Genomic DNA, 25,339 nt, shown 5'->3' on the forward strand with positions numbered 1-25,339 from the left:
CCCCTCCCCATCGGACCGGCTTCCCCCGTGAGTATTGCCGGTGACCGGCGGCCCCCGCCTCCGTCGCAAGGCTGAGACCGGGCCGGGAGCGGGCTGAGCGGGGGAGGAGACCGGCAGGCGGAAAGCCGCGCACCGGTCCGTACTCGGGCATAGGTTGGCGAACGGTATGTTTCTCCGCCAGGTCTGGCCCCCCGCCCCCGGGGGACCGCCGCCGAGGAGGTCCCGATGCCCGTGCTCGAACCGAAGGGCGGCGCCGCGCTGCGGCCGATACCCGCGGGGGAGGCCGCACCGGACCGGGTGGAGGAGACCAGGGCCGGCGGCACTCCCCCCGCACTGCGGGCCGGCCTGGTCCGGCTGCTGGGCGCGGACAAGGTGCTGGGCGACCTCACCGACCTGGTCCGCTACGCGTCGGACGCGAGCCCGTACCGCTTCGTACCGCAGGCCGTCGTCGTACCGGAGAGCGTGCAGGACGTGGTGCGGCTGCTGCGGTACGCCCGCGTCGAGCGCCGCCACCTGGTCTTCCGGGCGGCGGGCACGAGTCTGAACGGCCAGGCGCAGGGCGAGGACATCCTGGTGGACGTACGCCGCCACTTCAGCGGGATCGAGGTCGAGGCGGGCGGCGCCCGGGCGCGTATCCTGCCCGGCACCGTCCTGGCCCGGGCGAATGCCGCGCTGGCCCGCTACGGCCGGGTCCTCGGCCCCGACCCGGCGAGCGCGATCGCCGCCACGGTCGGCGGGGTGCTGGCCAACAACGCCTCCGGCATGACCGCGGGCACCACCCGCGACTCGTACCGCACGGTCACCTCGCTGACCGTGGTGCTGCCGTCCGGCACCGTCGTGGACACCGGCGACCCGGAGGCCGACGCGGGCCTCGCGGCGGCCGAGCCGGAGATCTACCAGGGCCTGCTCGACCTGCGCGACGAGATCGAGGCGGACCAGCGGCTGACCGCCAGGATCCGCGCCAAACACACCCTCAAGAACACCAACGGCTACCGCCTCGACGCCTTCCTCGACGCCGACAGCCCCGCCCAGATCCTGCGCGGGCTGATGATCGGCTCGCAGGGCACCCTCGGCTTCGTCGCCGAGGCGGTCTACGCGACCCTGCCGGTGCGCCCGGCCGCCACCGCCGGCCTGCTGTTCTTCCCGAGCCTGCCCGCCGCCGCCGCGGCCGTGCCGCACTTCGCGCAGGCGGGCGCCGACGCGGTCGAGCTGATGGACGGCAATGTGCTGCGGGCCTCCACCGCCGTGCCCGGGGTGCCGCGGGAGTGGGCGGACCTGCCCGAGCGGTGCGCGGCGCTGCTGGTCGAATTCCGGGCCGCGGACCCGACGCAGCTCGCCGCGTACGAACGGGCCGCCGAGCGGGTCTGCGCCGACCTCGGCCTGATCGCCCCGGTACCGGCCGCGGAAGGCCACGGCGGCTTCACCCGCGACCGGGAGCGGATCGCCGCCCTGTGGCGGGTGCGCAAGGCGTTCGTGACCGCGGTCGGCGGCGCCCGCCCGCCCGGCACCACCCTGATCACCGAGGACTTCGCGGTGCCGCCGGACCGGCTCGCCGAGGCCTGCGCCGAACTGCTCGACCTCCAGCGCAGGCACGGCTTCGACGCGGCCGTCGCCGGCCATGCCGCCCACGGCAATCTGCACTTCCTGCTCACCTTCGACGCGGGCCGCGCCACCGACGTGGAGCGCTACGCGGCCTTCATGGACGACTTCTGCCGTACCGTCACCGAGCGCTTCGACGGCTCCCTCAAGGCCGAGCACGGCACCGGGCGCAATATCGCGCCCTTCCTGGAGAGGGAGTGGGGGCCGGCCGCCACCGCCCTGATGTGGCGGATCAAGGCGCTGCTCGACCCGGACGGCATCCTCGCCCCGCACGTCGTGCTCGACCAGGACCCGCGCGGGCACCTGCGCGGCCTGAAGACCATCCCGGTGATCGAGGCGGTCGCCGACCCCTGCATCGAGTGCGGTTTCTGCGAACCGACCTGCCCCAGCCGCGAGCTGACCACCACCCCGCGCCAGCGGATCGTGCTGCGCCGGGAGATGCTGCGGCAGCCCGCCGGGTCCCCGGTGCTGCGCGAACTGCTCGACGCGTACGGCTACGCCGCCGTCGACACCTGCGCCGGCGACTCGACCTGCAAGCTCGCCTGCCCGGTCGGCATCGACACCGGCGCCCTGATGAAGGACTTCCGGCGCGCCCGGCACTCCCGTACGCAGGAGCGCGCCGCCGCGTCGGCGGCCACCCACTGGCGTACCGCCGAGCGGGCCGCCCGCGCCGCCGTCGCCACCGCCGACGCCGTACGCCGCCGGGTCGGCGACCGGCCGCTCACCGCCTTCACCGGGCTGGCCCGGTGGGCGCTGCGGCCCGAACTCGTCCCCGACTGGCTGCCGGAGATCCCCGGCGCCGCGCCCCGCGCCCTGCCCCGCACCGAGCGGGACGGCGCCGCCGCCGTCTACTACCCGGCCTGCGTCAACCGCATCTTCGGCCCGGCGGAAGGCCGCTACGGCTGGGTGCCGCAGTCCCTGGTCACCGTCTCGGCCCGGGCGGGCCTGCCGGTGTGGATCCCGCCCGACGTCACGGGGACGTGCTGCGCCACGATCTGGCACTCCAAGGGCTACGACGCGGGCAGCACCGTCATGGCCAACCGGATCGTCGAGCACGCCTGGGCCTGGACCGGCGGCGGGCGGCTGCCGGTCGTGGTCGACGCCACCTCCTGCACGCTCGGGCTCGCCCGGGACGTCGTGCCGTACCTCACCGAGGAGAACCGCGGGCTGCACGCCGAGCTGACCGTGCTCGACTCCACGGTGTGGGCCGCGGACCACGTCCTGCCGCGGCTCACCGTGACCGAGCCGGTCGGCTCCGCCGTCCTGCACCCCACGTGCTCCGCGCGGCACCTGGGGCGGTCGGGGGCCGCGCTCGCGGAGGTCGCCGCAGCGCTCGCGCGCGAGGTCGTCGTGCCCGACGACGCCGGGTGCTGCGCCTTCGCGGGCGACCGCGGGATGCTCCACGAGGAGCTGACGTCCGCCGCGACGCGGGCGGAGGCGGAGGAGGTCGCCGCGCGCGGCTTCGACGTGTACGTGTCGGCCAGCCGGATGTGCGAGGTGGGGTTGGCTCGCGCTACGGGGGAGGCGTACGAGTCGGTGATCGTCGCGCTCGAACGCGCCACGCGCTGATCCCCCGGGGGGTGCCTGGGGGTGCCCGGGGGTGCCCGGGGGTGCCCGGTGTGCCCCCCGTCCTGCCGCTCCGGGTACGTCCCGGGACCTTCCCCCGGCGGGGGGCTGGTCGCGCAGTTCCCCGCACCCCTTGGGCGGGTGCCGCTTGCGGTGGCCTGTCGCCCGCGGCCCGGTGGGGGCTCCTCGCGCAGTTCCCCGCACCCCTTCGGGGCCCGGTCCCTCTTGCGCAGAGGATGCGCTTGCGCCAAGGGCTCGCCTCCGCCGCGGAGCGTTACGCGCGGTCCGGGAGCGGGGGGTCCTGGGGGTGGGCGGGGAGGGGGCGGGGGACGGGGGTCAGGAGGAGGAGGACGACGTCGTCCGAGAGGGAGCCGCCGGCGTGCCGGAGAAGGTCGGCGTAGACCCGCTCGACCGCCGCGTCCAGGTCCCGGCCCGCGTCGGCCACGAGGCCGCCCACCCGGTCCGCCAGCGGATAGAACGTGTTGTCCAGCGGGCTGCGCGCCTCGATCACCCCGTCCGTGCACAGCACCAGCACATCCCCCGGCCGCATCGGCACCCGCCACGGCTTGGGGCCGCCGGGGACGAGGTCGGCGAGGCCGAGCGGGACCCACGGCTCGGCGGGGTAGAGCGTGTCCACCGTGCCGTCCGTGCCGACCAGCAGCGGCGCGACATGGCCGTAGTGCAGCAGCTCGACGCTGTCGGGCCGGTCGAACTGCGCGAAGAGCGCGGTGATGAAGTCCCCGGTGGTGACGTGCCGCCCGACGCTGATGTCCACCCGCCGGGCGACCGTGTCGAGCCCGCCCTCGTCGAACGCGGCCTCGCGGAAGGCGCCGAGCACCACCGCCGAGGTCTGCACCGCGGCGAGGCCCTTGCCGCGTACGTCCCCGATGAGCGCCCTTACGCCGTGCGGGGTGTCCAGCACCGCGTAGAGGTCGCCGCCGATCAGCGCGGCGTCGGCGGCGGAGACGTAGCGCACGGCGAGCCGGACGTTGCCGACCCGCGGGTCGGGCGGGCGCATCAGGGCGTGCTGGGCGGCCTCGGCGACCGAGGCGATCGCGGTGAAGGCCTTGGCGCCGGTCTCCCGCCGCCAGGCGATGTAGACGCTGAAAAGGGAGACCAGGCCGTAGGCGAAGGCCTGCCCGAAGAAGACGTCGTGGTCGGGGATCTCGGTGATGCCGTCGTAGGGGGCGAGGCCGGCCTGGACCAGCAGGCCGAGCACCCCGATGAAGAGCGTCTTGCGCCAGGTGACGGTGATCGCGGCCAGCGGCGGTGCCACCACGATGCCCGGCGTGAGGAAGTGGTCCCGGCCCGCGACGAGGTCCGCGCCGATCACTATGGCGATGGTCGCCAGCGGCAGCGACAGGCCCATGCGCGCCAGATACTCGCCCTCCACCCGCTGGAGCGTTCTGGTCAGCCAGACAATCTTCACATGGTGAACCTATCCGCCCGCACCCGTACCGTCAGCCGCCCAGCCGGATGATCGACTTCCTCCTGAGCTGCCAACGGCCCGGACGGCGGCGGTGTTCCCGCGGCGCGCCCGGTGGTGCCGCGGTGGTGTGTTGCGCCAGGTGAAGGTTCTGCGACAGACGGGGGCGACGGGGTGACTGGGACGGCCCGATCTTTCTAGGGTCAGCGTGTACCTGCCACCAACGGCCTATCCGCCCCGTGCTGGAGGACCCCTGTGCGCAAGAGAGTGATCGCGTCCGCTGCCGCCGCCCTCGGCTTCCTGCTGGTGATCCCGGCAGCCGCCGCCGATGCGGGACCGGGCGCGCCCGGTATCGGCGACCCGTACTACCCGACGTACGGCAACGGCGGCTACGACGTCTCCCACTACGGCCTCGACCTGAGCTACCAGCCCGCCACCGACACCCTGTCGGGCACCGCGACCATCCAGGCCACCGCGACCCAGGGCCTGACCAGCTTCGACCTGGACTTCGCCCTGACCGTCAGCAAGGTGACCGTGGACGGGCGCCCGGCGCAGTTCGCCACCAGCGGCGAGCAGGAACTCGTCATCACCCCGGCCCGGCCGATCCCCGGCGGCCACCGGATCACCGTGGCCGTCACCTACTCGGGTGTGCCGTCCGGCGTGGAGCGCTACGGCTTCACCTCCTGGCAGCGCACCGCCGACGGCGGGGTCGCGGCCAACGAGCCCGAGTCCGCCTGGTGGTGGTTCCCCAGCAACGACCACCCGCTGGACAAGGCCACCTACGACGTCAACGTCCGGGTCCCGGCGGGCGAGCAGGCGATCAGCAACGGCCTGCTGGTCTCCCAGCACACCGCGAACGGCTGGACCGGCTACCACTGGCGGCAGGACAAGCCGCAGGCCACGTATCTGGCCACGCTCGCCCTCGGCCACTTCGACATCACCCGCAGCCGCACCCGTACCGGCGTACCCGTGATCAACGCGTACAGCACCGCGCTGCCCGCGGCCACCGCCGCCAACGCCAGGGCCGGCGTCGAGCGCACCGGCGAGATCATCGACTTCCTCAGCGGCTGGTTCGGCCCCTACCCCTTCGACGCGGCCGGCGGCTACGTCCCCGACGTGCCCACGCACTTCTCCCTCGAAGCGCAGACCCGGGTCTTCTACAGCCCGGCCGTCTTCGCCACCACCAACGGCATAGGCACCGTCGCGCACGAGCTGTCGCACCAGTGGTGGGGCGACGACGTGTCGCTCGCGCGCTGGTCCGACATCTGGCTGAACGAGGGCTTCGCCACGTACGGCAGCTGGCTGTGGTCCGAGCACGAGGGCAAGGGCAGCGTCCAGCAGATCGCCCGGCAGACCTACGACTCCTACCCCGCGGACGACCCGTTCTGGACCGTGGAGCCGGGCGACCCGGGGCCGGCCAAGCAGTTCGACGACGCCGTCTACGACCGGGGCGCCGTCGCCATCCAGGCGCTGCGCACCACCATCGGCGACCGCGCCTTCCGCGCCCTGCTCAAGGCCTGGCCCGCCCAGCACCGCTACGGCAACGGCACCATCGCCGAATTCCGCGCCCTGGCCGAGCACCTCTCGGGCAAGGACCTGGGCGGCTTCTTCCAGACCTGGCTCTACACCCCGGCCAAGCCCGCCGTGCTCCCCGGCGGGTGACCACCGCCTGATACGGCACCATGGACCCGGGCGGAGCCGGCGAAGGGACCAGGGGTGGAGCACAGCGAGCTGCGGGCGGACTGCGGCAACTGCTTCGGGCTGTGCTGCGTCGCCCTCGCCTTCACCAGATCCGCCGACTTCGCCCGGGACAAGGCCGCGGGGGAGCCCTGCGGCCACCTCGGCGCCGACCACCGCTGCGGCATCCACGACCGGCTCCGCGACCGCGGCTACGCCGGCTGCACCGCCTACGACTGCCTGGGCGCCGGCCAGAAGATCTCCCGGCATACCTTCGCCGGGCAGGACTGGCGGGACGCCGCGGACGGCGGGCGGGCGATGTTCGCGGTGCTGCCGGTGGTGCGGCAGCTGCACGAAGTGCTGCGCCACCTCGCCGAGGTACGGACGCTGCCGGCCGCCGCCGGGCTGCACGAGGCCGCGGCGGCGGCGGCCGAGCGCGTCGAGGCGCTGAGCCTGGGCAGCGCGGACGACCTGCTCGCGCTCGACGTCGCGGCCGAGCGCGACCGGGTGAGCGGTCTGCTCCGGCAGGCCTCCGAGCTGGCCCGCGCCGCCTTCCCGCGGCGCAGGAACCACCGCGGCGCCGACCTCATGGGCTCCCGGATGCGCGGCGCGGACCTGCGCGGTGCCGACTTCCGCGGCGCCTATCTGATCGGCGCGGACCTGCGGGGCGCGGATCTCCGCGGCGCCGACCTCACGGGTACGGACCTGCGCGGGGCCGACCTGCGGGGCGCCGACCTGCGCGGCGCCCTCTTCCTGACCGCCGCCCAGCTCACGGCCGCCGCGGGCGACCCGGCGACCCGGCTGCCGCGGACGCTGCCCCGGCCCGCCCACTGGTCGTGAAAAAGGCCCCCCACATGCCGTGGGAGGCCTTCGTCATCCTGCGTGGTGCGCCGCCAGGGACTCGAACCCCGGACCCGCTGATTAAGAGTCAGCTGCTCTAACCAACTGAGCTAGCGGCGCAACGAGGACAACTATACGTCCTTCCGGACGTGCTTCCGACCACCCCCGGGGTCCCCGGGACGCGGGTCAGATGCTCATCGACAGCAGGACGGGCGCGGCCCGTTCGTTGAGCATGTCGACGGCCGGCCTGAGGCGGTGGACCTCGGCCAGCGGCATCGAAAGGGCCAGGCAGGCGACCATCTTGCCGATGGTGACCGGGATCGCCGCGCACACCGTGCCGACCGCGTACTCCTGGAGGTCGAGGGTGGGGACGGTGGCCGGCTGGCGTTCCAGCTCGCCCAGCAGCGTCCGGTCGTCGATCATGGTGCGGGAGGTGAGCCGGGCGGGGCGGTGCCGGGAGAGGTGTTCGAGCCGGCTGCTGTGGTCCAGCTGCGACAGCAGGCACTTGCCGACCGCGCTCGCGTGCGCGGCCGAGCGGAAGTCGACCCACTCGTTGACCCGGGGCGCGTTGGGACCGTCGGCGAAGTCGACGATACGGACCTCGCCGTCGTCGTAGCGGCTGAAATACACCGCGGCGCCGACATCGTCGCGCAATTGCGCCAGGACCGTGCGCAGCTTCTCGGCCAGCGCCTCGTCGTGGTTGGCGGCGCCGAGCATCACCAGGGTCTCGCCGATCACATAGCCGCCGCCGGGCAGGAAGCCCAGGTAGCGCTCGCGTTGCAGCATGGTCAGGAGCTGGCCGAGGTAGCCGACCGGCACCCCTATCTCCCGGGCGAGCTGCTCGGCGCTGACACCGTGTCGGTGCGTGTCGACGGATTCCAGCACACGCAGTGCGTGCTGGACCGCGTCGACCGGCGCGGTCTGTCGGTCCTCTAGCGCCACGGTAGCCCCCTGCAGGTGTGACCGTTTGCGTCGCGGTTGTCGCTGCTGGTCACAGTCGGGGAACGGCACTGTCCCGGCCGGCAGCTTGACCGGTTTCAACAATAGCCTCAATACCGTTGCCCGGGGCAGCTGTTGGCGACTTCTGTGCGGCGTTGCGGGCGTCTGTGCAGGAAGGAACCTCCGTGGCATATGCCAAGGTCATTGCCCGATCGGGTAAACCGGGGGACTGGTCACGGGAATAACCGGATGAGTGCTCCGGTTGTGCCGCACGGAGCATTCCGTGTGCCGCGGCGCACGGCCGGACGATCAAGGAGGCGCTAGCTGTGGGTGACGACGTGGCTCGGGACGGCGGCGGCGGCAACGGCACGGGTACGGACCGGGACGCGCGGCCGGCCGGTCACGGGATCCGCGGCCCCGTCCGCGGCACCGCGCCCGTACCGCTGTCGGTGCTCGACCTGGCCGGCGTGGGCGCGGGTCTGACGGCCGGCGACGCGCTGCGCAACAGCGTCGAGATCGCCAGGACCGCCGAGGCCCGCGGCTACCACCGGATGTGGGTGGCCGAGCACCACTCGATGCCCGGCGTGGCCAGCTCCTCGCCCGCGGTGATCCTGGCCCATCTGGCCGCCTTCACCCGCACCCTGCGGCTCGGCTCGGGCGGTGTGATGCTGCCCAACCACGCACCGCTGGTGATCGCCGAGCAGTTCGGCACCCTGGAGGCGCTGGCCCCCGGCCGGATAGACCTCGGGCTCGGCCGCGCGCCGGGTACGGACGGGGCGACCGCGGCGGCACTGCGCAGGACCGAGTCGCTGCACGAGGGCGCCGACGAATTCCCGCAGCAGCTCGCCGAGCTGGTCCGCTTCCTGGACGACGATTTCCCCCCCGGCCACCGCTACGCCCGGATCCACGCGGTGCCGGGCCCGGTGCAGGGCAGTACGGCCGGCGGGGTGCAGTCCGCGGGCCGGCCCAGCGTCTGGCTGCTCGGCTCGTCCGGTTTCAGCGCGCAGCTGGCCGGGGCGCTCGGGCTGCCGTTCTCCTTCGCGCACCACTTCTCGGCCGCCAACACCGTGCCCGCGCTGGCGCTCTACCGCGAGTCCTTCCGCCCCTCGGAGATCCTCGACCGCCCCTACGCCTCGATCGGGGTGGCCGCGCTGGCCACCGAGGACCCCGAGCAGGCCCGCCGCCAGGTGCTGGCCGGCGCGCTCGGGATGCTCAGGCTGCGCACCGGCAGGCCCGGGCTGATCCCGACCCCTGAGGAGGCGGCGGCCCATCCGTTCAGCCCGATGGAGCGGGAATTCGTGGACTCCTGGATGGCCAACATCGTGCACGGCGACCCGCGGACGGTCAGGGCGGGGCTCGACGCGCTCGTCGAGCGGACCGGCGCCGACGAGCTGGTGATCACCGCCAACGCGCACACGCCGGCGGTGCGGCTGCGCTCGTACGACCTCATCGCCGACGCCTACGGCTTCCCGAAAGACATCGCGGCCGGTTAAATACCGGTTTCCTGCCCCCGGGTGGTTCGACCTCGGACCGGCCGCCCGGCCTGCCTTAATCGAGACTTAAAGCCGCTCGTCACCCGGTTGACGAGCGGCTTTGCTCACGTCGTGAACAATCCGCGGGGCCGCTGGGACCCGTGAATTGGTCTAGTCCTGGCTTTGGTTCAGACCATTGACGTGCACTTGATCAGGAGGCTATTCATACCCCACAGCCCCCTGTTGTTCCTCCCTCTCCCCCCGGAGGTTCTTGTGCAGTCCAGGAAGAGAGCGCTCGTGGCCGCCGCCACGAGCGCCGCGCTCGCCCTCGGCGCGTTCACCGCGCTGGTAGGCGGACTCGGCACCGCCCAGGCGGACACCACCGCCGCAGCCGCGAAACCCGCCGCAGCCGCGGCGCCCGCCGCCGCGAGCAGCGGCGGGGTCAAGATCGCCTACTACGACCAGTGGAGCATCTACGGCAACGCCTTCTACCCCAAGAACCTCGACACCGAGGGAATCGCGGGCAAGCTCAACATCCTCAACTACTCGTTCGAGAACATCGACCCGGTGAACCTCACCTGTTTCGAGGCCACCAAGGCGTCGGACTCGACCAACGAGTCCAACCCCAACGCCGGTGACGGAGCGGGCGACGCCTTCGCCGACTACCAGAAGTCCTTCGGCGCCGACATCAGCGTCAACGGCACCGCGGACACCTGGAACCAGCCGCTGGTCGGCAACTTCAACCAGCTCAAGCAGCTCAAGGCGAAGTACCCCAACCTCAAGATCGTCGCCTCGATCGGCGGTTGGACGTACTCGAAGTACTTCTCCGACGCGGCGGCCACCGACGCCAGCCGCAAGAAGCTGGTCAGCTCCTGCATCGACATGTTCATCAAGGGCAACCTGCCCGTCCAGGGCGGCTACGGCGGCACCGGTGCCGCGGCCGGCATCTTCGACGGCTTCGACCTCGACTGGGAGTACCCGGGCTCGCCCAACGGCCACACCGGCAACCACTACAGCCCGAACGACAAGGCCAACTTCACCAAGCTGGCCGCCGAGTTCCGTACCGAGCTGGACGCCTACGGCTCCGCCAACGGCGGCCGGAAGATGCTGCTCACCGCCGCGCTGCCGTCCGGCCAGGACAAGATCGCCACGGTCGAGACCGACAAGCTCGGGCAGTACCTCGACTACGCGAACATCATGACGTACGACATGCACGGTGCGTGGGACGCGACCGGTCCCACCAACCACCAGGACCCGACGTACCAGTCGCCCAGCGACCCGTCGAACCCGATCGCGCCCGGCACCGCCAAGTACAACACCGACGAGGCGATCAAGGCGTGGACCACCGGTGACCCGGCCTACGGCATCCCCGGCGGCTTCCCGGCCAGCAAGATCACCATGGGCTACCCGCTGTACTACCGCGGCTGGACCGGGGTACCGGCCGGCAGCAACCACGGGCTCTACCAGTCGGCCACCGGCGCGGCCCCCGCACGCGGCATCAGCCAGGTCGCGGGCACCGCGTACTACAAGGAGCTGACCGGCCTGGTCGACAACCCCTCGACCACCTTCTGGGACCCGGCCTCGCAGTCCAACTGGTTCTACAACGGCACCGAGTTCTGGACCGGTCTGGGCGCCCAGGGCATCCAGGCCAAGGCCGACTACGCCCACTGCCACGGGCTGGGCGGCTCGATGGTCTACTCGCTGCTCGACCTGGACCCGGCCGCGACGCTCTTCAACAAGATCGTGACCGCGACGAACGGCTCGGCCGCCGGGTGCAGCACCCCGACCAACCCGCCGACCACGCCCCCGACCACCCCGCCCACGACGCCGCCGACCACCCCGCCGACGACGCCGCCGACCACTCCTCCGACCACTCCGCCCACCACCCCGCCGGGCGGCACCTGCACCCTGCCGTCCTGGTCCGCCTCCGCGGTCTACGTCGGCGGCAACCAGGTCTCCTGGAAGGGCCACAAGTGGAACGCCAAGTGGTGGACCACGAACGAGGAGCCCGGTACGACCGGGGAATGGGGCGTCTGGCAGGACCTCGGCGCCTGCTGATTCCCACCGGGGTCACCCCACATTGACCCCCCTCACCCCGGGACCCGCGTCCTCTCTCCCCCCGAGGACGCGGGTCCCTCCGGGGTTTCGTACGGAAGTGCTCCCGGCCTGTTCCTCCACGACGGCCCGTCGTGGCCGGGCTCCCTGCGGGGCTGCCACGTGCTGTGGCCCTGCTCCACGGCGTCCCGGGGCAGGCCGGGCGGCAGGCCCGGGGTCACCCCAGCAGGCGGGAGATGGCGTCGGGCCCCACGGGACGTGAGTAGTGCCAGCCCTGCCCCGTGTCGCAGCCGATCCTCCGCAGGCGCTCCGCCTGCTCCGCGTTCTCGACGCACTCCGCCGTGACCGTCAGGCCCAGCCGGTGGGCGAGGTCGACCAGGGCCTCGACGATCGTCTCGTCGGCCGGGTTGGGGTGTTCCGCCGAGCGGAAGCCCTGGACGAAGGAGCCGTCGAGCTTCAGCGCCGAGACCGGCAGCCGGCTCATGTAGGCCAGATTCGAATACCCCGTGCCGAAGTCGTCGATGACGATCCGTACGCCCATCTCGTGCAGCGCGTGCAGAGCCTGGAGCGGCCGGCCGGCCGAGCCCATCACCGCTGACTCGGTGAGTTCGAGTTGCAGCAGCCGCGGCGGCAGCCCCGTCTCCGCCAGGATCTCCGCGACGTCCGCGACCAGGTCGGAGTCCCACATCTGGCGGACCGCGACATTGACGCTGACCACCGGCGGCGCCTGCGGGTGCGCGAGCTGCCAGGCGCGGGCCTGCCGGCAGGACTGCGCGAGCACCCAGCGGCCCAGCTGCACGATCGAGCCGTCCTCCTCGGCCAGGCCGATGAAGCGGTTGGGGGCCAGCCGCCCGAAGTGCGGGTGCTCCCAGCGGACCAGCGCCTCCACCCCTCGCAGCTCGCCGGTGTCCAGGGCGACCAGCGGCTGGTAGTCGAGCACGAACTCGCCGCGCTCCACGGCCTGCCGCAGCGTCCGGGACAGCGCCTGCCGGGTCATCCGGTGCTCGTTGCGCTCGGGGTCGAAGAGCGTCCAGCGGGCCTTCCCGTCGGCCTTGGCCCAATACAGCGTGGTGTCTGCGGCCTGCATCAGGCCGGTCGCCGAACTGCCCGGCGCCTCCCGCTCGACCACCCCGATGCTGGCGGAGACTGCGAGCCGCTGCCCGGCGATGTCGAAGGGCGGCTGGAGCGCGGTCAGCACCGACTCGGCCAGCGCGGTGGCCTGCCCGGTGCCGGTGGAGTCCCGTACCAGCAGCGCGAATTCGTCGCCGCCGAGCCGGGCGACCAGGTGCCCGCCGGGCTCCGCGCAGGTCAGCAGCCGGCGGGCGACGGCGGCGAGGAGTTCGTCGCCGACCCGGTGGCCGAGCGTGTCGTTGACGGCCTTGAAGCCGTCGAGGTCGAGATAGCACAGCCCGATCCGGCCGGTGCCGCGGCCCGGCGCGCTGTCGCACGCGTCGGTGAGGCGCTCGAAGAACAGCGCCCTGTTGGGCAGCCTGGTGACCGGGTCGTGCATCCGCAGATGCCGCAACTGCTCGCGCAGCGCCTCGCGTTCGCCGATGTCCTCGACGGTCAGCAGCAGCGGTCCCGCGCCGGTCCGCGACAGGGTGACCTCGGCCAGCAGGGCCGCGCCGTCCTGCCGGGGGATCCGCCGGGTGCAGCGCAGCCGGTCGCGGCGCCCGGTGAGCACGTCGTGGAAGGCGGCACTGGCGTGCGGGTCGCCCGCCAGGCCGAGCAGCGCGCCCGCGCCGACCGCGGCGAGGCGTTCGGGGGCGGCGCCCAGCAGGGTGGCAAGCGCCGCGTTCGCGGCCAGCACGTCGCCCTCGGGGGACACCAGCGCCATCGCCGACCTGGCCACCGCGAAGGCGGCCCGGTAGTCGCGCAGCTCGGCTTCGTCGCGGGCCGCCGTACCGCGCGGGCGCGGGGCAGAGCTATGACTCTGTGTGATGACCTGTGCTGTGCTGTCGGGGTCGACGCCGGGGCCGCCCGCGGGTCCGCCCATGGCCTGCTCCCCGTGTTGCGCTCGTCTCGCTCGCGATCATATGGGCTGGCGGAGCAGCCGATCCAGCGTTGCGGTGGTGATTCTCGGCATGCGAACCCGCGGGCCGACCGTTTCTGCGCGATTGGGCGGCACTCCTGATCGCTTCACCTGCACCGTTACGGAACGTAATGCCGCTGGCCGCGCAGATGTTCGCCGCGCCGGGCGACCCGCGCACCACCCGGGCGGCGCAGCCGAACCCCGCATACCACCGCAATCCGTAGCAAGGTGATCGAGGTGTCCCGAACGGGTTCGCGAACCCCTCCCCGGAGGTCCAAGTGCGGCGGTCAGGCATCTCGGCAGGCGATACGCGGGGCGCCGGCGGCGCTCGGCGCGCGCGGGGCGCCACCGGCGTGCCCGGGCGCCCGCGCGGGGCGCGGTCCGCCGCCGCGGCGGTCTGCGTGTTCGGCGCGCTGGTCGCCTGGACGCTGGCCACCGGACCCTCCGCGCAGGCCGCGCCCGCGTCCGCCGCGTGCCTGCTGCCGCGTACGTCCCTGCACCACTCCGAGGGCGTCGACAGCGCCCCCGGCGGCTACGCGAAGGCCCGGGGCGACGTGAAGGCGCTGATGGTCTTCCTGTCCTTCCCCGACGCCCCGCCCGCCCTGACCCCGCGGGAGGTGGCCGCCGACCACTTCCCGGCCACCGGCGACTTCTACGACCAGGCGTCGTACGGGCAGTTCCGGCTGCACCTGCACACCGTGGACCGCTGGCTGCCGATGCCGCACTCGGCGACCGCGTACGCCATCAGCCGCGACTGGCGGGCCGCGGACCGTACCGCGTATCTGCGCGACGCGCTGACGACGGCCGACCCGGTGGTCGACTTCAGCGGCTACGACGTGGTCTATCTCGTCGCCGACCCCGGCGCGCCCGGCGTGGACTCCGACGCCACCAAGGTCGTCAACCTCGCCGCGCCGGTCACCCTCGACGGCAATCCGCTGGCCCGCCTGGTGACCGTCTTCGAACGGCACCCGCCGGACCGCAATGTGCTGGCCCACGAGACCGGCCACGTTTTCGACCTGCCCGACCTCTATTACCGGCCGCCGGCCGGCTCCAACGCCGACTGGGACACCCATGTCGGCGACTGGGACCTGATGGGCAGCCAGTTCGGCCTGGCCCCCGAACCCTTCGCCTGGCACAAGTGGAAGCTCGGCTGGCTGGCACCGGGCCAGGTCGGCTGCGTCACCGGCACCGGCACGACCTACCACGACCTCAGCCCGGACGAGACCCGCGGCGGCACCAAGCTGCTGGTCGTCCGTACCGGGGCCGACACCGCGCTCGCCATCGAGGCCCGCACCGCCGCGGGCAACGACCGGACCGCCTGCCGGCAGGGCGTCCTGCTCTACCGGGTGCGCTCCGACCGCGAGTCCGGCGCCGGGCCGATCGACGTCATCGACGGGCACCCGGGCCACTCCGCCTGCGCGGCCACCTCCGTCTACCCGCCGCTGGCCGACGCCCCGCTCGGCGTCGGGGAGTCCTACGCCCTGCCCGACGGCACCACCCGGGTCACCGTCACCGGCCACGAGCCCGACGGCGACTGGGCGGTCAAGGTCACCGAGAGCCTGCCGGGCGGTGAAGATGCCGGCCGCCCCGGGTAGCGCGCGGCCCGGCAGAGCCCGGCGGTTCGCCGCCCGGGGCGCGCGGACGGCGGCGCTGGCGGCGGCCGGGCTGCTCGCCGTGGGCAGTTCGGTGTCCGCCGGCGCCGGGCAGCGGGCCATGCCCGCGTCCCCGCCCGCCGCGCGGCCCTGCGCCCTGCGGGCCGTACCGGGCGTGGCCATGTCCGAGGGCTTCCCCGACACCAAGCCCCGCGGTCCCGACGCCGAATTCGCCCCGTCCACCGGCACGGTCCACGCCCTGACCCTGCTGATCGACTTCCCCGACGCGCCCGCGCCCTACAGCGCCCGCGAGCGCTACGCCGAGTTCTTCCCCGCGGTCAAGAAGTGGTACGCCGCCACGTCGTACGGAAAGCTCGACTACGAGTCCACCCCGGTGCTGCGCTACATACGCATGCCGCGGCCGTTCACCGCGTACGGGATAGGCCGCGGCTACGGCTGGGACGCGCACACGGCGATGATGCGCGACCTGCTCAAGGCCGCGGACTCGCGCATAGACTTCAGCGGCTACGACCTGGTCAACATCCTGGTCACGCCCAACGCGGGGCCGCCGGCCGACGAGGCGGTGCTGTCCGTCACCTGGACCGGCGCGTCCGCCGCCACCACCGACGAGGGCGCCCACCTCAACAAGGTGTCGCTCATCTACGGCCACGACCAGTCGGGTTCACGGGTCCTCAGCCACGAGAACGGCCACGACTTCGGGCTGCCCGACCTCTACTCGGCCGACAACTTCCAGCGCACCGACACCCTCGCCGGGCAGTGGGACACCATGTCGCTCGACTGGGGCCTGCAGGGCGACCTGTTCGCCTGGCACAAATGGCGGCTCGGCTGGCTGGCCGACCGCCAGATCGCCTGCCTCACCTCGCGCGGCACCGCCACCTACCGGCTCAGCCCCGTCGAGACGCCCGGCGGGCGCAAGGCGGTGATCATCCCCTACGGGCCCACGCGGGTCTTCGTCATCGAGGCGCGGGCCGCCGTCCGCGCCGACCACGAGGCCTGCCGGCAGGGCGTACTCGCCTACCGGGTGCGTACCGACATCGACTCGGGCCAGGGCCCGGTCACCGTGGTGGACGGCCACCCGGCCAGCTCCGCCTGCGACTTCAGCAGCGGCGCCTTCAACTCGCTCAACGACGCGCCCTTCACCGCCGGCCGGTCCTACACCGACAGCGCGGCGGGGGTGACCTTCACGGTGCTGGGCCGCGACGCGGCGGGCGACTGGTCGGTACGCGTCACCCGCCGCTGACCCCAACGGCCCGGGCTCAGCTGAGCAGTTCGGCCTCAAGGGTGATGTTCACGCCCGCCAGCGCCTTGCTGACCGGGCAGTTCGCCTTCGCGTCCTGCGCCGCCGCCTCGAAGTCCTCGGCGGACAGGCCGGGCACCCGGGCCTTCACCGACAGGGTGATGCCGGTGATGCCCTCGCCGGGCTGGAAGGTGACGTTCGCCACGGTCTGCACGGTCTCCGGCGGGGTGCCGGCGCCGGCCAGGCCGTGCGAGAGCGCCATCGAGTAGCACGAGGAGTGGGCCGCCGCGATCAGCTCCTCGGGGCTGGTCTTGCCGTTGGCGGCCTCGGCACGCGAGGGCCAGGAGACCTCGTAGGTGCCGACACCCGAGGTGTCGAGCGAGACGGTGCCGGCGCCGCCGATCAGCGCGCCCTTCCACTGGGTGGTCGCGGTGCGGGTGGTTGCCATGGTGAAAGCCTCCATCGATTACGTACCGTCGGTCCGCGGCTCCCGCCGCCCCCCGAACGCTACCCGGTCGCGTGGTCCCGCCGGTGCCGACGTCCCGCCCTGGCGCCCGGCCGCAGGGCCGCCCTGGCGCGGCCTCAGCCGAGGTGCCCGGTGTCGTTCCAGCGCTCGATCGCGGGCTCGCCGTAGGCCCAGCCCAGTATCGACAGCGACGCCGGGTCCAGGCGCAGGGCCGCGCCGAAGGTGGGCGGCAGGCCCAGCCAGCGGGCGCCGAGCATGCGCAGCACATGGCCGTGCGCGAAGACCAGCACGTCGCGCTGCGCCGACCGGGCCCAGCCGATCACGTCGTCGGCGCGTACCGCCACGTCGTCGGGCGACTCGCCGTCGGGCACGCCGTCGCGCCAGATGTGCCAGCCGGGCCGCAGCGCCTGGAGTTCCGCGGGGGTCCGGCCCTCGTAGTCGCCGTAGTCCCATTCGAGCAGCGCGTCCCACTCCTTGGCGCCGGGGAAACCCGCCTCCTGGCAGGTGTCGGCCGCCCGCCGCAGCGGGCTGGTGCGGACCTCGACATCGCGCAGGCCGTTCCAGGGGGCGCCCGCGAGCCGGCCGCCGAGCACCCGGGCGGTCCTGCGGCCCTCGTCGGTCAGCGGGATGTCGGTGCGGCCGGTGTGGCGGCCGGACAGGGACCATTCCGTCTGGCCGTGCCTGACCAGAAGGATGCGCGCAGCCATGCAGGGCGGCCTCTCGTGAGGGAGCGGGAGACCCCCATCATCGCTCAGACCTGCGGCGGATCGCCGAGCAGCCCCCGCAGCAGGCCGTCGAGGCCGAACTCGAACTGCCGCGTGCCCTCGCTCTGGGCGCACAGCAGCTCCGGCGCGAGCGAGACCAGCGCCGGGTAGGCGTCGGGCGGCAGCGCGGCGATCCTGGCCCGCACCCGCTCCCTGACGCCCTCGTCGCACAGCGCGCGGGCCCGCCGGGTGTTCCACAGCGCGGAGCCCTCGGTGTACTGCATCAGCGCGACATGCGCGTGCGCGGCGTCCGCGCGGCCGAGCCCGGCCCGCCGCAGCAGGCCCAGCATCCGGTCGATCAGCGCGACCGCGTCGTCGCCGCGCAGCGGGCGGCCCGCCAGCAGCTGGAGCGCCGAGGGATGGTCGGAGAACAGCCGGTACACCCCGAGGCACACCTCGCGCAATTCACTTCGCGGATCGTCCGAACCGCCCGGCGGAAGCTCTATCGTGTCCAGCAGGCGCTGGGCGACGGCGTCGCTGATCTCGTCCTTGCCCCGGAAGTGCGAGTAGACGGCCATCGTGCCGACACCGAGCTGCTGGGCGAGGCCGCGCATGGTGAAGGCCTCGGCGCCGTCGCGGTCGAGCAGGGTGATGGCGGCATCGAGGATACGGTCGGGGTTGAGCGAATTGCGCGGGGCGCGGCGCCGTGGGGGGCTGACCGGCTGGGAGAGGGACATCGGATTCTCTTGTTCTCGTCCTTCGCTGCTGTCCTGCTGTTCGGCTGGAATGCTGTGCTTCGGTGCCCGGCTGCGACATGGGAGAGGCAACCCGGGGCAGTAGGCCAGGCGTCCTTCGCCCTGCATACCCCCGCCACGGAAAGTTGAACACCGTACGAGCACTGAACACCAGTGGAAACTCGAGTTTCGACCTTTTGACCGGGGCGGTGTGCGTACGGTCTAACGTACGTCGTACGGTAGAGGGTACGCCACGAGTCCATGACAGCCGCCCGCGGCCTTCGGAGAACCTGGAGAGACGCCCGCATGACGATCACCGCCACCGCGCCGCGAGCTGCCGCCTACCGGGGCAGACTGCGCTGGTGGACCGAGCTGCCGCTGATTGCCGTGATCTACGCGCTGTATTCCGGAGCCCGGCTGCTGGTGCGCGGTGATGTGAACGACGCGGTCGAGCACGGCGCGGACATCCTGCACTTCGAGCAGCTGACCCACCTCGACCCCGAGCGCTGGTTCAACCAGCTCTTCACCCACCACGCCTTCCTCGGCGTCCCGGCGGACTTCGCGTACGCCTCGCTGCACTATGTGGTGACCCCGTCGGTGCTGGTCTGGCTGTGGCTGCGGCGCCCCACCCACTACCGCAACGCCCGCACCTGGCTGATGGTCTCCACGCTCATCGGCCTGGTCGGCTTCACCGTGGTGCCCACCGCCCCGCCGCGGCTGCTGCCCGGCGCGCACGGCTTCATGGACACGATGGCGCAGTACGGCTCCTACGGCTGGTGGGGCACCGACGCGAGCGCGCCCCGCGGCATGGGGCACCTCACCAACGAGTACGCCGCCATGCCCAGCCTGCATGTCGGCTGGTCGCTGTGGTGCGGCATCATGCTCTTCCGCTACGGGCGGAACTGGTTCGTGCGCGCCCTCGGGGTGATCTACCCCCTGATGACCGCCTTCGTGGTGATGGGCACCGCCAACCACTACCTGATGGACGCGGCGGCCGGTGTCGCCACCATGGGCGTCGGCTTCCTGCTCGCCAAGCCCGCGCTGCGGGTGGTGGACGGGCTCCAGGCCAGGGTCCGCCGCAGGCTCGGCACGGAGCCGGTCCACGAGGCCGTCGTCGCCGTGAGCGTGGCGCCCGGCGCGTCCGCCGCGCCCGCCGACAAGCAGCAGGCAGCCGCGCCCGGCGGGGCGAAAGTGCCCGCGCCGCGCACGGTGTCCGTACCGCCGGGCGCCCCCGACGACCCCGGCCGGGACCCCGGCGCGGCCGGCGGCAGCGGGGCCGGGCGCGGCGAGCGCAGCCGGATGTCGTAGCCGGATGCCACACTTTCGCGGGTGAGCACTAAGCACCACTCGCTTCGGGAGCGGCTGGCCGCCCTCCGCGGCCCGGACACCGCCCCCCGCCCGCTCGACGCGCGGGCGCTGGCAGCACTCGCCGCGAACCCCGGCTGCCGGCGCCGCGCCCTGCTCGACGCCGCCGGCGTCGACAAGGGCGCGGTCGCCGAGGCGCTGGGCGCCCCGGCCCGTTTCGGCCAATCCCGGTTCGCCTTCTCCCGCGGCCACGCCTTCGAGGCCAGGGTCAAGGCCGGCCGCTGCGCGGAACTGCTGCGGCTGCTGGGCGCCGAGGGGGCGCACGCGGAGGTCCCCGACCTCGGCGCGGCGGGCCCCGAGGGGCGGGCCGCCCGCACCCGGATCGCCCTGGCCGAGGCCGCGCCCGGGTCCTGGACCCTGCTGGACCACCCGCTGCTGGCCCTGGAGGTCGCCGGGTCCACGGTCTTCCTCGAACCCGACGCGGTCGCCGTCGCCCCGGACGGCGCCTGGACCGTCGCCGAGATCAAGTCCTTCCCGATCCTGGACGGCGGCGCCGACGCGATGAAGGTCGGCGCGGCGGCCCGTCAGGCGGCGGTCTACGTCCTGGCCCTGGACGCCCTCCAGCCCGGCCGCACCCGCACCGACGTGCTGCTGGTCTGCCCCAAGGACTTCTCCAACCTGCCCACCGCCGAGTGGGTCGACGTCCGCAGGCAGGTCGCCGTCACCCGGCGCCAGCTCACCCGGCTCACCCGGATCGAGGAGATCGCCGCGGCCCTCCCCGAGGGCACGACCTTCGACCTCGCGCCGGGCCGCCCGCCCGCCGCGCTGACCGCTGCGGTCGAGTCCGTGCCGGCCGCGTACGCGCCCGAGTGCCTGGCCAGTTGCGAACTGGCCTTCCACTGCCGTGACCGGGCCCGCGCGGCGGACTCCGTCGACGCGCTCGGGCGCGGCCTGCGCGCCGACCTCGGCGGCCTCACGACGGTGAGCGCGGTCCTGACCGCCGCTGCGGTGCCGCCGTCCGGCGGGGACGACGATCCGACCGCCGCCGCGCTTCGCCGTGCGGCGAGCTTGCGAGCCGAAGCTCTTCGCGCTTGCGGTGATCCCCGGTGACCCGCTTCGGGGTCCGCCCCCCGGGGTCGCGCCGTCCGTCCGGCGTGACGTGCCCTTCCCCCGGGCGCGGGGGTGCTGACGGTGCCCCCTCGGCAAGGGGGTGCCCCTCCCCGGGCGCCGTGGTCCTGCCGGTGCCCCTTCGGCAGGGGGGTGCCCCCCAGGGGCGCTGCCCGCGCGGCGGGACGTGGCCCGCAGGGGCGCGTGCCCTCTGCGGTGCTGAGCAGGCAAGTTCGTGCTCGGCACGTGTGGTGGCGCACCGTTCGCACGTGGGGTGGTGCCCCGGAGGGGCGCGGGCAACCGCCCACTGGCCGGTGGTCCGGGGCGGACCGGACAGCCCCTTCGGGCCGGTGGCGACGTGCAGCTTGTCGACGGCTGGTCGCGCGGTTCCCCGCGCCCCTGGGGTGCGTGCCCTTTGTGGCAGGGAGCGGGTAAGTCCGCGCTCGGCCACGATGGCGGCGCACCGCTCGTGCGAGGAGTCGTGCCCCGGAGGGGCGCGGGGAACGGCGCGGGCAACCGCCCACTGGCCGGTGGTCCGGGGCGGACCGGACAGCCCCTTCGGGCCGGTGGCGACGTGCAGCTTGTCGACGGCTGGTCGCGCAGTTCCCCGCGCCCCTGGGGTGCGTGCCCTTTGTGCCAGGGAGCGGGTAAGTCCGTGCTCGGCCACGGCGGTGGCGCACCGCTCGTGCGAGGGGTCCGGCCCCGGAGAGGCGCGGGGAACGGCGTGCTCGGCCACGGCGGTGGCGAGCCGTTCGTGCGAGGGGTCCGGCCCCGGAGAGGCGCGGGGAACGGCGTGCTCGGCCACGGCGGTGGCGAGCCGTTCGTGCGAGGGGTCCGGCCCCGGAGAGGCGCGGGGAACGGCGTGCTCGGCCACGGCGGTGGCGAGCCGTTCGTGCGAGGGGTCCGGCCCCGGAGAGGCGCGGGGAACGGCGTGCTCGGCCACGGCGGTGGCGAGCCGTTCGGACGGCGGACCGTACCCCGAAGGGGGGACCCTTCACCGGGCGGTGGGCCGGGGACCACAGAAGCAGCCCCGCAGGGGCGGTGGCACCGCGTGACGCTCATGAATGTGCTGGCCCGCGCGGAAGCGGTGTCCCGGGGCCAGGCCGTGCCCGCGGCCACCGTCCGCCACCGGTGGCTGGCCGCAAGGCCACTCGTCCTGGTCCCCCTGACCACCGCGGGAGAAGCGGGCGCACCGCTGGGCGCCATGCTCGGCACCGACCGCGCCGCGCCGACCCTGCTCGTGGTGCCCCAACCCCTCGACCGCGAACTCCGCTTCGCCTTCTTCGCCGGCCTCGCCGCCGCCGTCCTGCCGGTGATCGAGACATACGCCGACGACGTCGAGACCGAGCCGGCTACCCGCAACCGCGAGGAGACGGAGGTCTGCGCGGACGCCCCGCAGATCATCGTGCCGAACGGCGCCGCGCTGGAGTACGTACGCCTGCTCGGCCGCTCCACCCGCTATCTGCGGACCGTCGAGGACCCGGACGCCCCGCACCCGGTGCCGGTCCCGGTCCCGCTGCTGGGCCGCTGGCTCACGCACTGCGCGGAACGCGCCCGCACCCCGGGCAGCGCGCTGCTGGTCGCCATGACGGACCTGCTCACCCGGCACTGGGCCACCGGCCAGAGCGCGATGGAGGACCAGCACCTGGGCGCGCTGCTGGGCTGGATCGACCCGCCGGCCGGGCTGGACGGCCCGACCGCCGCCGCCCGCGCGCAGACCGGCAGGGACCGGGACGGGCTGCTGCTCAGCCCGCCGGCCGGCCCCGCCACCGACCCGGTCTTCGACAACAGCGTCCTGGCCCCGGCGCTGGCCCGCTACGACGCGGCCCGCAACGCCGGCGCCGTACCGCCGATGCGGGCCGCCGAGGCGGACGTACGGCGGCTGGTCGGCTCGCAGCTGCGGCCCACCTGGGACGACGTGTGGCACGGCGTCGACCTGCTGCGGGCGCTGCCCGAGGGCGCGCACGTGGCCGAGCGCTGGAAGCGGGACCGCTGGTCCTTCACCGGGCACCGCGACCGGGTGCGGGCCGGGGAGCCGCCGCAGCCGAAGCGGGACGACGCGGTCACCGCCGCGCAGAAGCTCGCGGGCCGCGAGACCGCCCAGGCCCGGCTGGTCGCCCAGGAGGCCCTGGACGACCCGCTGGTGATGGCGGCCCGGCGGCTGGCGGGCGAGGCCTTCACCGGCACGGTGCTCGACGTCGAGATGACGTATTCGGACGGCCGCCGCCCGATGCCCCGCCCCCTGGTCACCGTCACCACCGGGGACCTCCCCCAGGCGGACCCGGGCAGCAGGGCCTACCGCGCCCTGCCCGACGCGAAGTCGGCCCAGACCGCCGAGCTGGTCGCCGTCGCGCCCGCCGCGGAGGTGCCCGCGCCCCGGGACGGGGAAGCACCCGGCGCCGGCGTCCCGCACGCCCCGGAGCGGGCGGTCACCGTCAAGCTCACCGGCGGGATGGGTACGGGCAAGGTGCCGCGGGAAGGCTCGGTGCCGGAGGTGGGGGACCGGGTGACGTTCACGCTGTTCGCGCACGACCCGCGAAGCGGTCCCGCGCTGCCCGACCCCGAGGCGACGCCCTGGACGCACGGCGGCCCGCCCGGCGCCGCCGCGGCCGGCCCCGACGTACCCGACACCGTGACCGCGGAGGACTTTCTGTGACGCAGGGCTTCGACGGCGCCGGCGACCGGTTCGACCCGGGGGCCGAGGCCGCCGCGGCGACCGCGGCGATCCTGGCCAGCACGATGCACGGCACCGCCCGCGGTGTCGTCGTGGACTCGCCGCCCGGCGCGGGCAAGTCGACCCTCGTGGTGCGCGCGGCTCGCGAACTGGCCGCGTCCGGCGAGCGGTTGATGATCGTCGCGCAGACCAACGCCCAGGTCGACGACCTCGCCGACCGCCTCGCGACCGCGGAGCCCACCCTCCCGGTGGGCCGGCTGCACGGCGCCGACTCCCCGCCCGACCCGGCGCTGGACCGGCACCCGGAAGTGGCGAAGTCCAGCTCGGTCGCCGACCTCCGGGACCGCTCGGTGGTGATCGCGACGGCGGCGAAATGGGCGTACGTCAAGGACGTCGAGCCCTGGCGGCACGCCATCGTGGACGAGGCCTACCAGATGCGCTCCGACGCGCTGCTCCAGGTCGCGGGCCTGTTCGAACGGGCGCTCTTCGTCGGCGACCCGGGCCAGCTCGACCCCTTCAGCGTGGTCGGCGCCGAGCAGTGGGCCGGGCTGAGCTGGGACCCGTCGGCGAGCGCCGTGGTCACCCTGCTGGCGCACAACCCGGGCCTGCCCCAGCACCGCCTGCCGGTGTCCTGGCGGCTGCCCGCGTCGGCGGCGCCGCTGGTGTCCCGGGCGTTCTACCCGTACACCCCGTTCCGGAGCGGTACGGGCCACGGCGACCGGCGGCTCGGCTTCGGGGTGCCGGGGGACGGCTGCGGGCCCGACAGGGTGCTGGACGAGGCCGCGGTGTCCGGCTGGGGTCTGCTCGAACTGCCCGCCCGGCACACCCCGCGCACCGACCCGGAGGCGGTACGCGCGGTCGCCGCGGTCGTACGGCGGCTGCTGGACCGCGGCGGGCTGACGTATTCGGAGCGCGGCGCCGACCCCGCGCCGCTGACCGCCGACCGGATCGCGGTCGGCACCGCGCACCGCGACCAGGCAGCCGCGGTGCGCACCGCGCTGACCGCGCTCGGGGTGCCGGCCGGCCCTGGCGGCGTCGCAGTGGACACCGCGAACCGCCTCCAGGGCCGGGAGTTCGACGTCACGGTCGTCCTGCACCCGCTCTCGGGCCGCCCGGACGCCACCGCCTTCCACCTGGAGACGGGCCGCCTGTGCGTCCTGGCCTCCCGCCACCGCCACGCCTGCATCGTCGTCTGCCGCGCCGGCGTCGCCGACCTGCTCGACGAACACCCGTCCTCCGAGCCGGTCCGCCTCGGCGTCACGGTCAAATTCCCCGACGGCTGGGAGGCCAACCACGCGGTCCTGGCCCACCTCGCCGAACACCGCGTCAGCTGGCGGCCTTGACGCCCTGTCGGGTGGATCTCGGGCGACCGCCCCGAGGGACTTGCGCGGGCGCGGGACAATGGAAGGCGGAACCGACCCCGGAGGTAGCGCATGTCCGAGCCGCAACCGGCTCGCCCGTCCCGCGAGGCACGTGAGCCGCACGAGCCCCGCGCCGACCGGCCGAAACGCCCCGCCCCGCTGCTGTTCGAGCCCGGCGCGCCCGCCGACACCGGCGGCGACCGCTTCTTCGACCTGGAGTCGATGGACGACCCGCGGCAGCTGCTGACCAGGGCCACCGAGCTGGAGCAGGCCTTCCGTACGGCCGCCGACCGGGCGACCGAGTTCCAGGCCATCGCCGCCGCCCAGCTCACCGACCCGCGCCGCTTCGACCGGCTCACTGCGGCCGACCTCGCCGAGCAGGCCGGCTGGACCGAGGACTACGCCAAGAAGATGGCCGAGTACGGTCAGGGCCTGATCGACAGCGGCGGTGTCACCCCGTAGCCGCCCGATCGCCGTGCGGGGCCGGTAGGTTACGCCTCCCGCGCGTTCCTGTCCCGTATTCGGGCGATTC

At 74.0% G+C, this 25,339-nt stretch carries 18 protein-coding genes and 1 tRNA gene; 12 read left to right on the forward strand and 7 right to left on the reverse strand.

Annotated features, from left to right (window positions below; translation table 11 throughout):
• The first annotated feature begins 225 nt into the window (after positions 1 to 225).
• The gene (locus OHA86_RS25190; RefSeq protein WP_329178728.1) at positions 226 to 3,168 is read left to right on the forward strand and encodes an FAD-binding and (Fe-S)-binding domain-containing protein; all 2,943 of its coding nucleotides are present in this window, start codon (positions 226 to 228) and stop codon (positions 3,166 to 3,168) included.
• 271 nt (positions 3,169 to 3,439) lie between these two features.
• Here the strand turns inward: OHA86_RS25190 and OHA86_RS25195 are convergent, their stop codons facing one another.
• Positions 3,440 to 4,594, reverse strand: a complete 1,155-nt coding sequence (locus OHA86_RS25195) for a PP2C family protein-serine/threonine phosphatase (RefSeq protein WP_329178729.1) — start codon at positions 4,592 to 4,594, stop codon at positions 3,440 to 3,442.
• A 252-nt stretch (positions 4,595 to 4,846) separates the two neighbouring features.
• Here OHA86_RS25195 and OHA86_RS25200 point away from each other — a divergent pair, with 252 nt between their 5' ends.
• Positions 4,847 to 6,253: a M1 family metallopeptidase gene (locus OHA86_RS25200; RefSeq protein ID WP_329178730.1), complete on the forward strand. Its 1,407-nt coding sequence runs from the start codon at positions 4,847 to 4,849 to the stop codon at positions 6,251 to 6,253.
• Between the two features lie 54 nt (positions 6,254 to 6,307).
• Complete coding sequence (locus OHA86_RS25205; RefSeq protein WP_329178731.1) at positions 6,308 to 7,108, forward strand: pentapeptide repeat-containing protein; 801 nt, start codon at positions 6,308 to 6,310, stop codon at positions 7,106 to 7,108.
• A gap of 43 nt (positions 7,109 to 7,151) precedes the next feature.
• On the opposite strand, the gene OHA86_RS25210 is transcribed toward OHA86_RS25205, so the two are convergent.
• Both OHA86_RS25210 and OHA86_RS25215 read right to left on the reverse strand, forming a co-directional pair.
• A tRNA-Lys gene (locus OHA86_RS25210) sits at positions 7,152 to 7,228 on the reverse strand.
• 66 nt (positions 7,229 to 7,294) lie between these two features.
• Positions 7,295 to 8,050 (reverse strand): IclR family transcriptional regulator, encoded by a 756-nt coding sequence (locus OHA86_RS25215; RefSeq protein WP_329178734.1) that lies wholly within the window; start codon positions 8,048 to 8,050, stop codon positions 7,295 to 7,297.
• A 335-nt stretch (positions 8,051 to 8,385) separates the two neighbouring features.
• Here OHA86_RS25215 and OHA86_RS25220 point away from each other — a divergent pair, with 335 nt between their 5' ends.
• Together OHA86_RS25220 and OHA86_RS25225 are read left to right on the forward strand one after the other, a co-directional pair.
• Positions 8,386 to 9,540, forward strand: a complete 1,155-nt coding sequence (locus OHA86_RS25220; protein WP_443072018.1) for an LLM class flavin-dependent oxidoreductase — start codon at positions 8,386 to 8,388, stop codon at positions 9,538 to 9,540.
• Between the two features lie 276 nt (positions 9,541 to 9,816).
• The gene (locus OHA86_RS25225) at positions 9,817 to 11,577 is read left to right on the forward strand and encodes a glycosyl hydrolase family 18 protein (protein WP_329178736.1); all 1,761 of its coding nucleotides are present in this window, start codon (positions 9,817 to 9,819) and stop codon (positions 11,575 to 11,577) included.
• 214 nt (positions 11,578 to 11,791) lie between these two features.
• Here OHA86_RS25225 and OHA86_RS25230 read toward each other — a convergent pair whose 3' ends face one another.
• Positions 11,792 to 13,570, reverse strand: coding sequence for a putative bifunctional diguanylate cyclase/phosphodiesterase (locus tag OHA86_RS25230; protein ID WP_443071886.1), 1,779 nt, complete (start codon positions 13,568 to 13,570; stop codon positions 11,792 to 11,794).
• A gap of 389 nt (positions 13,571 to 13,959) precedes the next feature.
• On the opposite strand from OHA86_RS25230, the gene OHA86_RS25235 reads away from it, so the two are divergent.
• The gene (locus OHA86_RS25235) at positions 13,960 to 15,201 is read left to right on the forward strand and encodes a M6 family metalloprotease domain-containing protein (RefSeq protein ID WP_329178738.1); all 1,242 of its coding nucleotides are present in this window, start codon (positions 13,960 to 13,962) and stop codon (positions 15,199 to 15,201) included.
• A complete protein-coding gene (locus OHA86_RS25240; RefSeq protein WP_329182549.1) occupies positions 15,182 to 16,459 on the forward strand; it encodes a M6 family metalloprotease domain-containing protein in 1,278 nt (425 codons plus the stop codon). Before OHA86_RS25235 ends, OHA86_RS25240 begins: the two co-directional genes overlap by 20 nt.
• A gap of 16 nt (positions 16,460 to 16,475) precedes the next feature.
• On the opposite strand, the gene OHA86_RS25245 is transcribed toward OHA86_RS25240, so the two are convergent.
• The 3 genes from OHA86_RS25245 to OHA86_RS25255 all read right to left on the reverse strand — a co-directional run bounded on the left by OHA86_RS25245 (position 16,476) and on the right by OHA86_RS25255 (position 18,363).
• Positions 16,476 to 16,904, reverse strand: a complete 429-nt coding sequence (locus OHA86_RS25245) for an OsmC family peroxiredoxin (protein ID WP_329178740.1) — start codon at positions 16,902 to 16,904, stop codon at positions 16,476 to 16,478.
• A 134-nt stretch (positions 16,905 to 17,038) separates the two neighbouring features.
• The gene (locus OHA86_RS25250) at positions 17,039 to 17,629 is read right to left on the reverse strand and encodes a histidine phosphatase family protein (protein WP_329178742.1); all 591 of its coding nucleotides are present in this window, start codon (positions 17,627 to 17,629) and stop codon (positions 17,039 to 17,041) included.
• A 44-nt stretch (positions 17,630 to 17,673) separates the two neighbouring features.
• The gene (locus tag OHA86_RS25255) at positions 17,674 to 18,363 is read right to left on the reverse strand and encodes a TetR/AcrR family transcriptional regulator (RefSeq protein WP_329178744.1); all 690 of its coding nucleotides are present in this window, start codon (positions 18,361 to 18,363) and stop codon (positions 17,674 to 17,676) included.
• A gap of 303 nt (positions 18,364 to 18,666) precedes the next feature.
• Between OHA86_RS25255 and OHA86_RS25260 the strand changes: the two genes are divergently transcribed.
• The 5 genes from OHA86_RS25260 to OHA86_RS25280 all read left to right on the forward strand — a co-directional run bounded on the left by OHA86_RS25260 (position 18,667) and on the right by OHA86_RS25280 (position 25,269).
• Positions 18,667 to 19,668 (forward strand): phosphatase PAP2 family protein, encoded by a 1,002-nt coding sequence (locus OHA86_RS25260; protein ID WP_329178745.1) that lies wholly within the window; start codon positions 18,667 to 18,669, stop codon positions 19,666 to 19,668.
• Between the two features lie 21 nt (positions 19,669 to 19,689).
• Positions 19,690 to 20,775 (forward strand): hypothetical protein, encoded by a 1,086-nt coding sequence (locus OHA86_RS25265; RefSeq protein WP_329178746.1) that lies wholly within the window; start codon positions 19,690 to 19,692, stop codon positions 20,773 to 20,775.
• 1,048 nt (positions 20,776 to 21,823) lie between these two features.
• Positions 21,824 to 23,428 carry a hypothetical protein gene (locus tag OHA86_RS25270; protein ID WP_329178747.1) on the forward strand — a complete coding sequence of 535 codons (1,605 nt, stop codon included), beginning with the start codon at positions 21,824 to 21,826 and terminating at the stop codon, positions 23,426 to 23,428.
• On the forward strand, positions 23,425 to 24,789 hold the full coding sequence (locus OHA86_RS25275) for an AAA family ATPase (RefSeq protein ID WP_329178748.1): 1,365 nt from the start codon (positions 23,425 to 23,427) through the stop codon (positions 24,787 to 24,789). The genes OHA86_RS25270 and OHA86_RS25275 overlap by 4 nt, the downstream gene beginning before the upstream one ends.
• A 90-nt stretch (positions 24,790 to 24,879) precedes the next feature.
• On the forward strand, positions 24,880 to 25,269 hold the full coding sequence (locus OHA86_RS25280) for a hypothetical protein (protein WP_329178749.1): 390 nt from the start codon (positions 24,880 to 24,882) through the stop codon (positions 25,267 to 25,269).
• Positions 25,270 to 25,339 lie beyond the last annotated feature (70 nt).

This window comes from Streptomyces sp. NBC_01477 (assembly GCF_036227245.1).
Taxonomy (GTDB): domain Bacteria; phylum Actinomycetota; class Actinomycetes; order Streptomycetales; family Streptomycetaceae; genus Actinacidiphila.